We start from the raw sequence: 14,637 nt of genomic DNA on the forward strand, positions 1-14,637 counted from the left end.
GCGTCGGTGTAGTGGTGCGTCGGTGAGGGGGCGCCAGGTCAGTCGGGGTTCGCGTGTGGCGGCGGTGGCTGTTTCCAGGGCGATGCCGCGTCCGGCGAGGACGAGGCCGAGGAGGAAGTCGGTGTCGTGGGCCTGGCGTACGCGGGGTGGTGTCCAGTGGTGTTCGCGGCATACGGCCAGGGTGCGTTCGAACCAGACGGGTGCGGTCTGGCGTGTGGGCAGGATGAGGTCGTGTCCGGCCAGGTCGGTGAGGTTGATGGTGGTGGTGCGGGCCAGGGGGTGGTCGCGGGGGAGGATGGCGCCGATCTCGGCGCGGTGGACGGGTGTGCCGATGAGTCCTTCGCCTTCGAAGGGGGCGGTCAGGAGGGCGGTGTCCACGGTGGCATCGGTCAGGGCGCGGATGAGGGGGGCTCCGGCCATTTCGCACAGGTCGACGTCGAGGCCGGGGGCGTGGTGGGTCATCTGTTGGAGGAGTTCGCGTAGGGCGAGTGCTGGTGTGGCGGGGGGTACGGCGGCTCGGAGGGTGTGGAGTTCTCCTTGGCCGATGCGGTGCATGGTCTGGCGCAGGCGGGTTTCGCTGGCGAGGAGTTCGCGTGCCTGGTGGATGAGGAGGTGTCCGGCGGGGGTGAGTTGGATGCGGCGTCGGGAGCGGTCGAAGAGGGTGACGCCGAGTTCGGTTTCCAGGCGGCGTATGGACTGGCTGAGGGCGGGTTGGGCGATGCCCAGTTCGATGGCGGCCTGACCGAAGTGGCCCTCGTGTGCCACGGTCAGGAAGTAGCGCAGGTGCCGTCCCAGATCCACGGGTTGACTCTAGCCAACGTTGGTGGGGGTTTAGCGTGTGCGTCGTGATTGCCAGTGAGTTTCCTGTGGTGCGTGTGCATGCGCGTGAGGTTGATGGTGTGCGTCAGGTGGGTCGTCTTGCTGATGATCCGGTGATCCTGGCTTCGGTGGCCAAGGTGTTGATCGTGTTGGAGTTCGCTCGTCAGGCGGCTGTGGGGCACCTGGATCCGGCGGAGCGGGTGGTGTTGCGTCGTGATGACCGGTTGGGTGGGTGGGGGACCGCGGATTTCGCGGATGATGTGGAGTTGTCGTTGCGTGACTGTGCTCTGTTGGCGATGACGATCAGTGACAACACGGCGGCTGACGCGATCGTGGACCGGGTGGGGGTGGAGCCGGTTCGTCTGCTCGCGGTCGAGTTGGGTCTGGAGCGGACGCGTTTCACGGGTGGTCCTCGGGCGCTGTTGCACGCGTTGTTGGACGAGGAGCGTGCGTCGGGTCGGGATCTGGCGGCGATTCTGGCTGAGGATCCGGGGGGTACGACGTCGAGTACTCCGGCCGACATCACGCGGTTGCTCCGGTTGGTGTGGACGGATGAGGCGGCTCCGGCGGAGGCGTGTGCGTTCGTGCGTGATCTGATGGCGCGTCAGTTGGTGCGTACGCGTGTCGCGTCGGGGTTCGGGCCGCGGGTGCGGGTGAGTGTGAAGTCGGGGACGTTGCCGGGGTTGCGGTCGGAGGCGGGGGTGGTGGAGTACCCCGACGGTGGGCGTTATGCCGTGGCGGTGTGTGCGGTGGGTCCGGACGGGGGGCGGACCGCGTTGGAGGCGGACATGGCTCTGGGGCGGGCGGCGCGTGAGGCGGTGGAGTGTCTTCGGGGTTCTGCGGTGCCTGGTGCGGGGTTGGTGGAGTGGGGATGACCGGTGTTGATAGGGGTTCGCCTATGGGATGGGGGTGTGCCGCTTATTGGACGCCGTGTCAGGGGTCGTGTTTGGCTGTGCGCCGTTCGAGTCATCGATACCGAGACGAGGTCAGCACATGTCGATCGGGCGGCGGGGGTTCTTGCGTGGTGCGGCGGTGGGAGGGGCGCTCTCGCCTCTATTGGGGGGTGCGTCCGCCGGTGCTGCGGCCGGGGTGGTGCCTCCGAGGCGCGGAGGTGGAGGAGAGGCTGCTTTCCGTTGGTTGGGGACCAGCGGGTGGCGGATCGACATGCCGGGGAGGGCTCCGGTGTTGGTGGATCCCTTCCTGACGCGGTTCTCGACGGGGTTGTTCGATCCCGATGTCCCGTTTGATCGGAAGACGTCCCTGACGGTGGACGCGGGGGTGGTCGACGAGTACGTGGGGGACGTTGGTGAGAGTGCGGTGGTGTTGGTGACGCACTGTCACTGGGACCACTTCTCCGATGTTCCCCACATCGCCACGACCACGGGTGCGCGGGTGGTGGGGACGTTGACGGCCTATCACCTGGCGCAGGCGATGGGGGTGCCCGCGGGGCAGGTCTCGCCGGTGCGTGGTGGGGAGGTGTTGGACTTCGACGGGTGTGTGGTGGAGGTGGTCTCCTCCCGGCACAGCCGTAACAAGTCCCACTCGGTGACTTTCCCGGGGGTTCACGTGAGTGTGCCGGGGGCTCCTTCGACGATCGCGGATCTGCCGGAGGGGGACACGTTGGCGTTCCAGGTGCGTCCGCCGTCGGGGCCGTCGGTGTTCTTCATGGGGGCGAGTGACTTCGCTGAGCGTGAGGTGGCGGGGTTGGCTCCGGACGTGGCGATGGTGGCGTTGCCCTCCACGTCCAGTACCCATGAGTACGTGCCGCGGTTGTTGGAGGCGTTGGAGTGTCCGGAGACGGTGGTGCCGGTGCACTGGGACCACTTCGAGCGGGAGTTGGCCAATCCGCCGGTGGACGGGACGGGTGAGGGGATGGGTCTGGAGGAGTTCGCGTCGTTGGTGCGTCGGGTCTCGCCGAACAGTCGGGTGGTGGTGCCGGAGTACCTGAGGCCGTACACGTTCTGAGGGGTGGGGCCGGTCCTCGGTGTTCTCGGGGGCCGGCCTGTGTCAGTGGGTGGGGTGGGGTTGGTGTGGGCGTCGGTTGGAGGGGGTGCGGGACAGGGCCGTGGTCATTCCGTCCAGGGCTGGTTTGGGTGTGTAGGAGTCGTCGAAGGGCAGTGCGGCGGTGTAGCCGGGGAACCATTCGGGGATCCAGGAGTGTTGGTCGCTGACGCCCCACACCGACACGCGTACGCACTCGGGGACTTCCAGGCAGGCTTGGATGGCTTGTTCGTATTCGTGGGCCTGTTGTTGGAGGTCGGTTTCGTCGACGGGTTCGGGGATGCGGATGTCGAGTTCGCTGAGGCTCACCTCCAGGCCCAGGTCGGTGAAGCGGCGCATCTGTTGGGCCATGTTCTCGGGGACGTTGCCCTGGATGAAGTGTCCTTGGAAGCCGATGCCGTGCAGGGGTACGCCCTGGTCGAGGAGGTGGGTGGCCAGGCGGTGGAGGGCGTCGGTTTTGGGGCCGCCGCCTTCGATGCCGAACTCGTTGATGTAGAGCTTGGCTTGGGGGTCGATCTGGTGGGCCATGGTCAGGGCCTGGGCGATGTAGTCCTCGCCCAGGACCTGGTACCACAGGTTCTGGCGTAGGCGTGGGCCGGTGTCCTGGAAGGGTTCGTTGATGACGTCCCAGGAGGTGACGCGTCCCTGGTAGCGGCCCATGAGGGCTTGCATGTGTTCGCGCATGACCTGGTGTAGTTCGTCGGGGGTCCAGGAGCCCTGTGCGAGCCATGCGGGTAGTTGGTTGTGCCAGAGCAGGGTGTGTCCGTGGACGTCGAGGCCGTTGCGTTCGGCGAAGCCGACGATGGTGTCGGGGCCGCTCCAGTCGAAGGTGTGGCGTTGGGGTTGGACGTTGACCCATTTCATGGTGTTCTCCGCGGTGACGGAGGTGTAGTGCTCGGTCACCACGGATCGGTACTGGTTGTCGTTGACCAGGGGGTTGACGGCGACGGCGACGCCGAGTTCGATGTCGTGGGTGTGGGCGAGTTGGGGGAGTCCCCGGGGGGTTTGTTCCTGTTCGGGGAGGGTGAGGACCAGGGTCGCGGTGGCCAGGAAGATGAGGGCGCACAGGATCGCGGCGGTGATGAGTGCGCCGCGTCCGCGGGTGAGTGCGTGCCATGTCTCCTGGGCCGTCATCCTGTCGGTTCCCACCTCTGTCGGGTTCCCGTGGTGACGGGGAAGGTGGCCAGGGCGCGTAGGACGGTGGTGGGGCGGCGGGTGGGTCGTGCGGTGGGGTGCAGGTGGGGGAGGCGTTCGGCCAGGGCGCGCAGGGCGATGCGTCCTTCGAGGCGGGCCAGGGGTGCGCCCAGGCAGTAGTGGGCGCCGCTGGAGAAGGACAGGTGGTCGGAGGCGTCGGGGCGGGTGATGTCGAAGCGGTCGGGGTGGGTGAAGCGTTCGGGGTCGCGGTTGGCTGATCCGATGAGGCACATGGCGTAGCTGCCGCGGGTCAGGGGTTGGCCCTGGACGGTGGTGTCGTTGTGGACCCAGCGGGTGGTCATCTGTACGGGGGAGTCGTAGCGCAGGATCTCCTCCACGGCGTTCTCGGCCAGGGTGGGTTCGGCTACCAGGTGGTGCCACTGCTGGCGGTGGCGTAGCAGGGCCATCACCCCGTTTCCGATGAGGTTGACCGTGGTTTCGAAGCCGGCGACGAGCAGGAGTCGGCACATCGTTTGGAGTTCGGTCGCGGTGAGGTCGCCGTCGTCGAGGTGGTTCACCAGGGTGGAGACCACGTCACCGCGGGGGTGGGTGCGTCGCTGTGCCACCAGTCGTTCGAAGAGTCGGTCCAATTGTGCCGTGGCGTGTTGGATGCGGCGCAGGTGACTCGCCGACTGGGCGCCGTCCAGGGCGCCGCCGATGGTGTGGCCGATGTCGACGAATTCGGCGTCGTCGGCTTCGGGGATGCCGAGGAGGCGGCTGATGACGGCGATGGGTAGGGGGTGGGCGAAGTCGCGCATGAGGTCGAAGTCGCCTCGTGCGGTGGCGGTGTCCAGGAGTTCGTGGGTGATCTTGGTGATCTGGGTTTCGTACTCGCTCATGTGGCGTGGGCTGAAGGCGGGGCGGGCGAGTTTGCGTAGGCGGGTGTGTTCGGGTGGGTCCTGCATGAGGAAGGACAGGTCCACGACGTCGAACTGTTCGGGGAGGGCGCCGCGTGTGTCGGGGTGTTGGACGCCGAAGTCGCGTCCGCGGAGTAGGGCGTGGACGGCTTGGTGGGTGTTGGCGGTGCGAAAGCCGAGTTTGCTGGTGGTGAAGGGGCCTTGGGCGCGCAGGCGTTGGTAGGTGGGGTAGGGGTTGTAGCGCCAGGGGTAGTGGAGGAGGCGGCTGGGGTGGTCTTTGGCCTGTGCGGCGGCCCAGGACAGGGTGTGGGCGGTGCGTAGGCGGGTGTCCAGGCGCAGGTTGTCGAGGAGTGGCATGGTCGTGGGTCCTCCCGTCGCGTGCTTTCGACACTAGGGGTGTCCTGGTCTGGTGGGCGTGTGGGTGGGGGAGTTGGCCGTCTATGGCCATGGGGGAACTTCCCGGGGGGTTGTGGCGTTGGGTGCGCGGCGTGTGGGGTGGGGGCGGGTGGTGAACACGCGTGCGGGGTTTGGCGGGCGGTCTGGGGGTGTGCGCGCCGATAGGTTGGGTGCGGTCGTCTTCTCGGCGGGGGTTGTTGGTCCGGCCGGGGGGTGGTGGTCATCCCTTCCGTGTCCGGGGGTGGCGAAGCGTCGTGTGTGGAGGCTGTGGTGTCCCTTAGGCTCGATCCCAGTGACCCGGAACGTATTGGTCGGTATCGGTTGATCGGCCGTTTGGGTTCTGGCGGCATGGGACAGGTGTTCTTTGGCCGTTCGGCCGGGGGGCGGGCTGTGGCGGTCAAGCGTATTCATCCGCACATGGCCGCTGATGCTTCCTTTCGTCAGCGTTTCGCGCGTGAGGTGGCTGCGGCGCGGCAGGTCAGTGGTGCTTTCACCGCTCCGGTGATCGATGCGGACCCCGATGATGAGGTGCCGTGGTTGGTGACGTCCTATGTGCCGTCGTTGCCGTTGGATGAGGCGGTGCGGGGGCATGGGCCGTTGCCGGAGGCCAGTGTGCGTGTGTTGGCGGCGGGGTTGGCTGAGGCGTTGGCGGAGATTCACCGGGTGGGGTTGATCCATCGGGATCTGAAGCCGGGGAACGTGTTGTTGGCCGAGGATGGGCCGCGGGTGATCGATTTCGGTATCGCTCGTGCCACGGACGGGACGGCGGCCACGCAGTCGGTGATCGGTACGCCCGGTTTCATGAGTCCGGAGCAGGTGCGGGGTGAGGCGCTGACCGGGGCCAGTGATCTGTTCGCCTATGGTGCGGTGTTGGCGTACGCGGCGGCGGGGGCGGGTCCCTTCGGTGAGGGGAACATGCCCACGATGGTGATGCGGATCATCAGTCGTGAGCCGGATCTGTCGGGTGTGCCGGAGTCGTTGCGTCATCTGGTGGCGGCGTGCTTGTCCAAGGATCCCGCGGGGCGGCCGGGGCCGGGGGAGATCCTGGATTATCTGGGTGATGTGAACGTGGGGCCGGCGTGGTTGCCTCCCGCGGTGATGATGGGTGTGCAGGAGCAGGTGGCCAGGGTCAACAAGGCGTTGGCGACCTCGGCGGGGGGTGCTGGGGCCACGGGTGCCCATCAGCGCACCGAGGTGCTGGGGTCTTCTTCTGGTGCGGGCGCGGGTGGGGCTGTGGCCGGTGGTGCGGGTGTGGATGAGGGGGCGACCTCGGTTCTGGGTGAGCAGGGGGCTCAGCCCACGGCGCGGTTCTCCGAGGCGCCGCAGGTTCCGCCCACGGCGGCCTATGGGCGGGGTGCGACCGCCTATGGGGCTGAGGGTGCCGCCCAGGGGTGGGGGTCTGGGGCCTATGGGCAGGAGGCTTCGTCTGACGGGCGGCGGGGGCGTGGGGTGGAGGAGGATCCTTACGCCGACCTGTACGGAGGGCGGCGTGAGGCGGCGGCTGATGTGCGGTATCAGCAGCGGGAGCAGTTGCGTCAGCAGGAGGAGCAGCGTCAGCGCCGGATGGAGGAGCAGCACCGCCAGCAGGTGGAGCAGCGCAGGCGTGTGGAGGAGCAGCGGGTCGAGCATCGTCGTCAGCAGGAGGCCGAGCGCGTTCATCGTGAGCGTGTGCGTGCTGAGCAGGAGGCGGCGCGTCGGGCTCAGTCGCAGGCGCGTCATGCTGATCAGCCGGGTTTGTGGGGTTTCGTCAAGCTGTTGCCGCTGTTGGTTCTTCCGTTGATCCAGATTCCGTTGGGGTACGGGGCGGCGTTGGCGTGGTCGTGGTTCACCACCGAGACGCAGGTGTGGGCGGGGCGGCCGTACGTGTTCGAGCCTTTGACGTGGGAGGCGTTCTGGCACGCGACGATGCTGGGGTACTTCGTCCTCAACAACCTGGTGTCGTTGGAGTATCTGGTGCGGTCGTTGCGGACCTCGTTCGTCACTGGTGTGGTGTTGGCGTTGGGGGCGCTCGCGGCGACCAACGGGTTGTTGTACAGCTTCGGTTTTTGGGGTTGAGGCGTGTGTGGCCTGGGCGGATGGGGCGCCTGGTCGCGCGTTGGGGTTGGGTTTTCCTCTGTTGACATCGGGTTGAGCGTTGTCTGAGGATGAGGCGCCGAGGGCGTCTTCGCGGTCCGGGTTCCGTCCTGATCCGGACCGTGGGGGCGCCCTTGTGGTGTGTCTGGGTGGGGTTGGGGGTGCTGACCAGGTGTGGTCATCCGATGAACGGCTCTTTTGCGAGTTCGAAACGTGCTCTTTTCGCGTCTTGACCGGGTGAGGCGCATCACTTATGTTCGCTTAAAGAACACGTGTTCGCTGAACGTACATCTTGGGGCGGTGACGCCCCCTCACCCGGCTGGAGTGCCGATGCGCCGAACGCTGGCCGCTCTCACCACCGGTGCCGTACTGGTGGCCGCCACCGCCTGCGGTTCCGGCGGAGCCGTCTCCGACTCCGACGGTCTGACCACGGTCACCGCCGGCGTTGGGGGGTGACGGTGCTCTTCGTCGCCCACGGCATCGACGAGGCCGTCTACCTGGGGGAGCGGGTGTTGGTGCTGTCCTCCTCCCCGACCGTGGTCCAGGACGACACCACCGTGGATCTGCCGGTGGAGCGCGACCGGCTCACCACCCGCCGCGACGAGCGTTTCACCGGGTTGCGTGCCCGCGTCCACGCCCAGATCCAGCAGGCCAAGAAGGGCGCACCGGGCGCTTCCGCCAAGGTGCGCCCCTGAGGTCTGCTCGCGCCGCCCCCGGGGCGGCGTCTTGTAAGCATCCCCCTCGGCGGTGTGGCCGCCGGGGTTGGTTTCCCCTCGCGTGCGCCGTCCTCCTGGGTGGTGCGGGGGTATGTCGAAGGAGAGACGACCATGACCTTGTTCTCTGTCGAGGATGTCGCCGGCGCGGTCTTCACCGGCGCCTGGACGCCCGCCCACGGGGGGCAGGCCCCCGTGGTCTCGCCCTCCACCGGCGCGGTCCTGGGCCGGGCCGGTGTCGCTGACGCCCACGACGTGGCCGAGGCCGGTGTGCGGGCCGCCCGCGCCCAGCGCGGGTGGGCGGCGGCCTCCTTCGAGGAGCGTGCCGCCGTGCTGCGCCGTGCCGGGCGGGTGTTGGAGGACAACGCCGAGGAGGTGATGGGCTGGTTGCGCCGTGAGGGCGGTGCGGCGGCCGGGATGGCCGGTTTCCAGGTGCGTGTGGCGGCCGGGGAGTGCTTCGAGGCGGCGGCTTTGGCCTCTCAGCCGCATGGGGAGGTTCTGCGTACCGGTAAGCCGCGGTTGAGTTTTTCCCGGCAGGTCCCGGTCGGGGTGGTGGGGGTGATCGCCCCGTTCAACGTGCCGTTGATTCTGGGGATTCGTTCGGTGGCTCCGGCGTTGGCGGTGGGTAACGCGGTCATCCTCAAGCCGGACCCGCGCACGGCCGTGTGCGGTGGCGCGGTGTTGGCCGAGGTGTTTCGCCGGGCGGGTGTGCCCGAGGGGGTGTTGCAGGTGCTGCCCGGCGGTGCGGCGGCGGGGGAGGCGTTGGTGGCCGATCCGCACGTGCGGGTGATCTCCTTCACTGGTTCGACCGAGGCCGGGCGCAGGGTGGGTGAGGCGGCCGGGCGTCACCTCAAGCGCGCCCACCTGGAGTTGGGTGGTAACTCGCCGTTGGTGGTGCTCGATGACGTGGACGTGGAGTCGGCGTCATCGGTCGGTGCGTGGGGGTCGTTCCTGCACCAGGGGCAGATCTGTATGACCACGGGCCGTCACCTGGTGCACGAGGCGGTCGCGGATGCCTACGTGGAGCGGCTCGCCGAGCGGGCCGAGGCGTTGACGGTGGGGGATGCGGAGGTGGACGGCTCCCAGTTGGGTCCGGTGATCGACGCCTCCCAGCGCGACAGGATCCACGCGCTGGTCACGGGCAGTGTGGAGGCGGGTGCGCGGTTGCGTGCGGGCGGCACCTACGAGGGGTTGTTCTACCGGCCCACGGTGCTGGAGGGGGTAGGGGCGACCACCCCGGCTTGTGCGCGGGAGGTGTTCGGGCCGGTCGCGCCGGTGGTGCGGTTCTCCTCGATCGATGAGTTGGTGGAGTTGGCCAACTCCACCGAGTACGGGTTGTCGTTGGGGGTGCTCACCACCAATCCGATGCGGGGGATGGAGATCGCGGACCGGGTGCCCAGCGGGATCGTGCACATCAACGACCAGACCGTGGACGATGAGGCGGTGGCCCCGTTCGGTGGGGTGGGGGACTCGGGGACGGGTGCGCGGTTCGGGGGCACGCGCGCCAATGTGGAGGCGTTCACCGAGACCCAGTGGGTGACGATGCGGGCCGATCCGGCGCGCTACCCCTTCTAGCCGCACCGGTGGGCGCCGGGAGGGTCTCCTCGCGGTGCCCACCGGTGCCCGTTCGCGGGTTCAGGCGGAGATGCCTCCGTCGCTGTTCAGGAGCTGGCCGTTGATCCACCGGCCCCGGGGCGAGCACAGGAACTCCACCAGGTCCGCGGTGTCCTGGGGGGTGCCCAGACGGCCCAGCGGGGTGTGGGCGGTGCACTCGTCCTTGGTGCGCTGCGACATCCAGCCGGTGTCGACGGGGCCGGGGTTGACGACGTTGGCGGTCACCCCCAGGTGGGCCAGTTCGCGTGCGCAGGAGAGCACGATGCGGTCCAGGGCGCCCTTGCTCGCGCCGTAGGGCAGGTTGCCCACGGTGTGGTCGCTGGTCAGGGCCACGATCCGGCCGGTGCCGTGCTCGCCTTCGAAGCGCAGGCCGAACTCGCGGGCCAGTTGCCAGGTGGCGCGCGCGTTGACCGCGAAGTGCCGGTCGAAGCTGTCCACGGTGGTCTCCAGGAGTCCGGAGTCGACCGATTCGCAGTGGCACATGACCAGTGCGCTCACCTCGCCCAGCTGCTCGGTGACGGTGTCGAAGACGCGTGCGGCGGTGGCGGTGTCGGCCAGGTCGGCCTCGACCGCGATGGAGCGGGCCCCGTGTTCGGTCAGGGCGGCCAGGATGGTCTGGGGCGCGTCGGGTTCGGCTCCCCAGGGCATGCGTGCGTCGTAGGGGCTCCAGTGGGTGAAGGCCACGTCCCATCCTGAGGCGGCCAGTGTGCGGGCGGTGGCCGCGCCGATGCCGCGGGTGCGGCCCACTCCGGTGACCAGGGCGCGTGGGCGTGCGGGCTGGGGTGGTTGTGTGCGGGTCATGGGTGGATGGTCTCCGAGCCCTGTGGGGCGCGCCAGTGGTTTTCCCGTGCCGGGTCGTGGGCGGGTGTTAGCCGGTCAGGTCGGGGATCAGGTGGGGGCCCACCCGGCGTACGTGGTCGCGAAACAGGGTCACCGCCGGGGGTTCGTAGCCGCCGCCCGCTCCTTGTCGGGGCCAGGCCAGTCCGATGGGGCGGCGGGCGTCGGTGCCGTGCAGGGGCAGTTCCACCGTTCCGTTCAGTGGTCCTTTGGGGCGTGCGGGCAGGATCGACACTCCTAGCCCTGCGGCGACGAGTCCTCGTGCGGTGGAGATGTCGTCGGCCTCGAAGGCGACGCGGGGGGTGATGCCCGCGTGTTCGGTGATCTGGTTGGTGAGGTGGCGTACGCCCCGGCCGGGTTTGAGCAGGATGAACTCCCCTCCGGCCGCGGCGGTGACGGGTGTTGGTGTGTGGGGGGTGTGTGCCAGGGGGTGGTGTTCGGGGACGACCAGGCGCAGGGCCTGGGTGTGCAGTGTGGCGGAGGTCAGGGCGGGGTCGGAGGGCAGGGGTGAGGTCAGGGCCAGGTCCGCTTTGCCCTGGGTGAGTCGGTGTAGTGACTGGGCCCAGGGTTCCTGGGTGAGGGTGAAGCGTACGTGGGGGTGGTCGGTGCGGAAGTCGCGTAGCAGGGTGGGGACCACCTCCACGCCCAGGGTGGGCAGGAAGGTCAGGGCCACGCGTCCTGCTCGGGCGTCGGTGAGTTCGGTGGTGGCCTGGCGTAGGTCGGCCAGGGCGCGTTCGGCGTGGGGGAGGAGGAGTTTTCCGGCGCGGGTCAGGCGTACTCCGCGGCCGGTGCGTTGGAGCAGGTCCATGCCCAGTTCCTGTTGGAGGCGGGCCAGGGAGCGGCTCAGGGTGGGTTGGGGGATGCCCAGGGCTTCGGCGGCCTGGGTGATGTGTTCGGTGGTGGCGATGGCCTGGATCATGCGTAGGCGGGGGGCGAGTACGCGGGCCAGGGCGTCGGGGTCGGGTGCGTCATCTTTCATACGTTTCAGTATGGGGCAGGGTGAAAACATGTATTGGACGTATGAAAGGGGTGTTTCTAGCGTGGGGTCATGACTTTGACCAGCGCCTGTTCGTCTGATCACGATGCTCGTCCCCGTGCGGGGTCGGTGGCCTACCGGCGTACGGTCGTGGCGATGGTGGCCGCCGCGGTGGCGACCTTCGCCCAGTTGTGGGCGGTTCAGCCGATTCTGCCCGCGATCGCCTCGGGGTTTGGTGCCTCGGCTTCTCAGGCGGCGCTGGCGGTCTCGGTGGCCACCGGTGGTCTGGCCGGGTTCACGCTGGTGTGGAGTGGTGTGGCCGATCGTCTGGGGCGGGCTCGTGTCATCACGCTGTCCTTGGTGGTGGCGACCGTGTTGGGGTGTGTGCTGCCCTTCGTCGACCAGTTGTGGTTGTTGTTGGTGTTGCGCGGGGTGCAGGGTGCGGCTCTGGGCGGGGTGCCCGCGGCGGCGGTGGCCTATCTGTCGGAGGAGATCCATCCGGTGGATTCGGCGCGTGCCACGGGTTTGTACATCGCGGGTAATCCGCTGGGGGGTATGGGCGGTCGGTTGTTGGCGGGTGTGGCCGCTGATCTGGGTGGGTGGCAGTGGGGGATCGGTGCGAACACCCTGTTGGCGGTGGTGGCGTTGGTGGTGTTCGTCTGGGTGTTGCCGCGCTCGGGTGGGGCGCGGGGCGGGGGCGGGGCCGCTGGTGGTGGTGCGGGGTGGGCCCGGCGTGTGCGCGCCGCCCTGGCCACGCGCGGGTTGGTGGCGTTGTACGCCCAGGCTCTGTTGCTCATGGGTGCGTTCATGACGGTCTACAACCTGTTGGGTTTTCGGCTCATGGCCGAGCCCTTCGGGTTGTCCCAGGCGGCGGCGTCGTTGTTGTTCGTGTCCTACACCGCGGGGATGGTGGGGTCGGCGGTGGCGGGTGGTGCGGTGGCGCGGTGGGGCGGGTACGTGGTGCTCACGGTGGCCACGGTGGTGATGGCCGTCGGGTTGGGTGGGATGTTCGCCACCGCCCTGCCCGCGGTGGTGGTGGCCCTGGTGGTGTTGACCTTCGCGTTCTTTTGCGCGCACGCGACCGCCTCTGCCTGGGTGGGGTCTCGTGCGGTGGCCGGTCGGGCCCAGGCGATGGCGTTGTACACCCTGTCCTACTACCTGGGGTCGAGTCTGTTCGGGTGGGGTGGTGGCGTGGTCTATGACGCGGTGGGCTGGGGTGGTGCGGTGGTTTTCGCGTGGGTGTTGTGCGCGGTGGCGGTGTTGGTGGGGTTGCGGTTGCGTGGCCTGTCGCGGGTGGGGTGAGGGTGTGTGTTGGTGTGACACGGGTGTGGTGCTTGTTCGGGGGCGTGTGGGGGGAGAGTGTGGGTGGGGTAAGGGAACCCGTGGTAGTTTAATCTTCAACTACATTGGTGTGGGTACACCGCCGCGACGGAGGGTGAGGACATGGACGTGCGTCCCACGGGAATCCACCACGTCACCGCGATCGCCAGTGACCCCCAGGCCAACGCCGACTTCTACCTGCGCGCCCTGGGCATGCGCATGGTCAAGCGCACGGTCAACTTCGACGCGCCCCAGACCTACCACCTGTACTACGGCGACCGTGTGGGCAACCCCGGCACCATCATGACCTTCTTCCCCTGGCCCGAGGCGCCCCGGGGGCGTCGGGGAGCGGGCCAGGCCACCACCACGACCTTCTCCGTCCCGGAGGGGTCCCTGGGCTGGTGGGCCCAGCACCTGGCCGCCCTGGGGGTGGAGACCTCCCGCCCCGCCGAGCGCGGTGAGGAGGACGTGCTCACCCTGCGCGACCCCGACGGGTTGCTCATCGAGCTCGCCGCCAGCGCCGACCACCACGACACCGACCCCTGGGACGGGCCCGCGGTGCCGCCCGAGCACGCCATCCGCGGGATCCGCGCCGTCACCCTGACCGAGAACGACGTGGAGGGTACCGCCCGGATGCTGGGCGACCAGCTGGGCTTTCGCCTGGCCGGTGAGGAGGGGAGCCGCGCGCGCTTTCACACCAACCCCTCGGGTCGGGGGGTGGGCACCATCGTCGACGTGGTGGCCGATCCGGGTGCCCAGCGCGGGCTGGTGGCCGCCGGGACCGTGCACCACGTGGCCTACCGCGCTCCCGACGGCCCCGTCCAGGAGGCCTGGCGTCAGCGGTTGGTCGAGGATGGTGTGGGCGTGACCGAGATCCGCGACCGCTGCTACTTCACCTCCATCTACTTCCGTGAGCCCGGTGGTGTGCTGTTGGAGATCGCCACCGACGGGCCCGGCTTCGACTACGACGAACCGTTGCTGGAGTTGGGGCGCTCGCTGCGGCTTCCGCCGTGGCTGGAGCCTGAGCGTGACCAGATCGCCGCCCACCTGCCCGCTGTGGAGACTGGCCAGTGACCACCACCGACGACTTCGTCCACGTCTTCGTCCCGGCCACGGACCCCGGGGCGCCCACCCTGCTCCTGCTGCACGGCACCGGTGCCGACGAGAGGGACCTGTTGCCCCTGGGGCGGGCCCTGGCGCCCGGCGCGGCCCTGCTCTCGCCGCGCGGCAAGGTGGATGAGAACGGCATGAACCGGTGGTTTCGGCGTGTGCGTGAGGGCGTCTTCGACGTGGACGATCTCGTCCGTCGCACCGGCGAGCTCGCCGCGTTCGTGACCGCGGCCGTGCGGACCTACGGCCTGGATCCGGAGCGGATCGTGGTCAGCGGGTTCTCCAACGGGGCCAACACCGGTGCCGCCCTGGTGTTGCTCCACCCCCACCTGGTGCGGGGCGCGGTGCTGTTCGCGGCCGGGGCGCCGTTGCAGGGGCGCGAGCCCGACCTGGTGGACCTGTCGGGGACCGAGGTGTTCCTGGGGTCGGGGGAGGTCGATCCCATCACGACCGTCGACCAGGCGCGCCTGTTGGCCTCCCAGCTGCGGGAGCGGGGCGCGCGGGTGCGTTCGTGCGAGCATCCCGGAGGGCACCAGGTCGATCCCGGGGTGGTGGAGCAGGCCCGTTCCTGGTTGGAGCAGGCCCGCCTGTGAGCGGGTTTCCCAGACGGCGGCGGCGTTCCCTGATCCCGGACGTCGCCGCTTCCTCGTTGGTGGGGGCCTGGGTCGCCGAGGGGTGCTGAACGGGGGATAAGCTCCTCTTTGAGTCAGTTTCCCCCGCCACGAAA

General features: G+C 68.9%; 13 protein-coding genes and 1 pseudogene. 9 read left to right on the plus strand and 5 right to left on the minus strand.

Annotated elements, in window-relative coordinates:
* Positions 1–801 (minus strand): LysR family transcriptional regulator (locus D455_RS0100720; RefSeq protein ID WP_017568843.1); only part of this gene is annotated, 801 nt, incomplete at its 3' end.
* Positions 802–845: 44 nt separating this feature from the next.
* On the opposite strand from D455_RS0100720, the gene D455_RS35725 reads away from it, so the two are divergent.
* A complete protein-coding gene (locus D455_RS35725) occupies positions 846–1,694 on the plus strand; it encodes a serine hydrolase (protein WP_086003330.1) in 849 nt (282 codons plus the stop codon).
* A gap of 118 nt (positions 1,695–1,812) precedes the next feature.
* A complete protein-coding gene (locus D455_RS35730) occupies positions 1,813–2,784 on the plus strand; it encodes an MBL fold metallo-hydrolase (protein ID WP_026122178.1) in 972 nt (323 codons plus the stop codon).
* A gap of 42 nt (positions 2,785–2,826) precedes the next feature.
* On the opposite strand, the gene D455_RS0100735 is transcribed toward D455_RS35730, so the two are convergent.
* Positions 2,827–3,954, minus strand: a complete 1,128-nt coding sequence (locus tag D455_RS0100735; protein WP_017568846.1) for an endo-1,4-beta-xylanase — start codon at positions 3,952–3,954, stop codon at positions 2,827–2,829.
* Positions 3,951–5,228 (minus strand): cytochrome P450, encoded by a 1,278-nt coding sequence (locus tag D455_RS0100740; RefSeq protein WP_017568847.1) that lies wholly within the window; start codon positions 5,226–5,228, stop codon positions 3,951–3,953. Before D455_RS0100740 ends, D455_RS0100735 begins: the two co-directional genes overlap by 4 nt.
* A 309-nt stretch (positions 5,229–5,537) precedes the next feature.
* Here D455_RS0100740 and D455_RS0100745 point away from each other — a divergent pair, with 309 nt between their 5' ends.
* From D455_RS0100745 to D455_RS0100760, 4 genes and pseudogenes are all read left to right on the plus strand, one after another.
* Positions 5,538–7,322, plus strand: coding sequence for a serine/threonine protein kinase (locus D455_RS0100745; protein WP_026122179.1), 1,785 nt, complete (start codon positions 5,538–5,540; stop codon positions 7,320–7,322).
* Between the two features lie 348 nt (positions 7,323–7,670).
* Positions 7,671–7,796: a hypothetical protein gene (locus D455_RS35735; protein ID WP_017568848.1), complete on the plus strand. Its 126-nt coding sequence runs from the start codon at positions 7,671–7,673 to the stop codon at positions 7,794–7,796.
* Positions 7,784–8,035: pseudogene (locus D455_RS0100755) on the plus strand (ABC transporter ATP-binding protein); the annotation flags it as partial. The gene D455_RS35735 and the pseudogene D455_RS0100755, both read left to right, overlap by 13 nt.
* A 132-nt stretch (positions 8,036–8,167) precedes the next feature.
* Entirely contained in the window at positions 8,168–9,628 is a 1,461-nt protein-coding gene (locus D455_RS0100760; RefSeq protein WP_017568850.1) for a benzaldehyde dehydrogenase, read from the plus strand.
* 60 nt (positions 9,629–9,688) lie between these two features.
* On the opposite strand, the gene D455_RS0100765 is transcribed toward D455_RS0100760, so the two are convergent.
* Together D455_RS0100765 and D455_RS0100770 are read right to left on the minus strand one after the other, a co-directional pair.
* Positions 9,689–10,468, minus strand: a complete 780-nt coding sequence (locus D455_RS0100765) for an SDR family oxidoreductase (RefSeq protein WP_017568851.1) — start codon at positions 10,466–10,468, stop codon at positions 9,689–9,691.
* 67 nt (positions 10,469–10,535) lie between these two features.
* Positions 10,536–11,483: a LysR family transcriptional regulator gene (locus tag D455_RS0100770; protein ID WP_017568852.1), complete on the minus strand. Its 948-nt coding sequence runs from the start codon at positions 11,481–11,483 to the stop codon at positions 10,536–10,538.
* Between the two features lie 69 nt (positions 11,484–11,552).
* On the opposite strand from D455_RS0100770, the gene D455_RS0100775 reads away from it, so the two are divergent.
* The 3 genes from D455_RS0100775 (at position 11,553) to D455_RS0100785 (ending at position 14,503) form a co-directional block, all read left to right on the plus strand.
* Positions 11,553–12,782 carry an MFS transporter gene (locus tag D455_RS0100775; protein ID WP_026122181.1) on the plus strand — a complete coding sequence of 410 codons (1,230 nt, stop codon included), beginning with the start codon at positions 11,553–11,555 and terminating at the stop codon, positions 12,780–12,782.
* A 141-nt stretch (positions 12,783–12,923) separates the two neighbouring features.
* A complete protein-coding gene (locus tag D455_RS0100780; RefSeq protein WP_017568854.1) occupies positions 12,924–13,874 on the plus strand; it encodes a ring-cleaving dioxygenase in 951 nt (316 codons plus the stop codon).
* Positions 13,871–14,503, plus strand: coding sequence for an alpha/beta hydrolase (locus tag D455_RS0100785; protein ID WP_017568855.1), 633 nt, complete (start codon positions 13,871–13,873; stop codon positions 14,501–14,503). The genes D455_RS0100780 and D455_RS0100785 overlap by 4 nt, the downstream gene beginning before the upstream one ends.
* Positions 14,504–14,637 lie beyond the last annotated feature (134 nt).

The organism is Nocardiopsis halotolerans DSM 44410, from assembly GCF_000341065.1.
Lineage (GTDB): Bacteria > Actinomycetota > Actinomycetes > Streptosporangiales > Streptosporangiaceae > Nocardiopsis > Nocardiopsis halotolerans.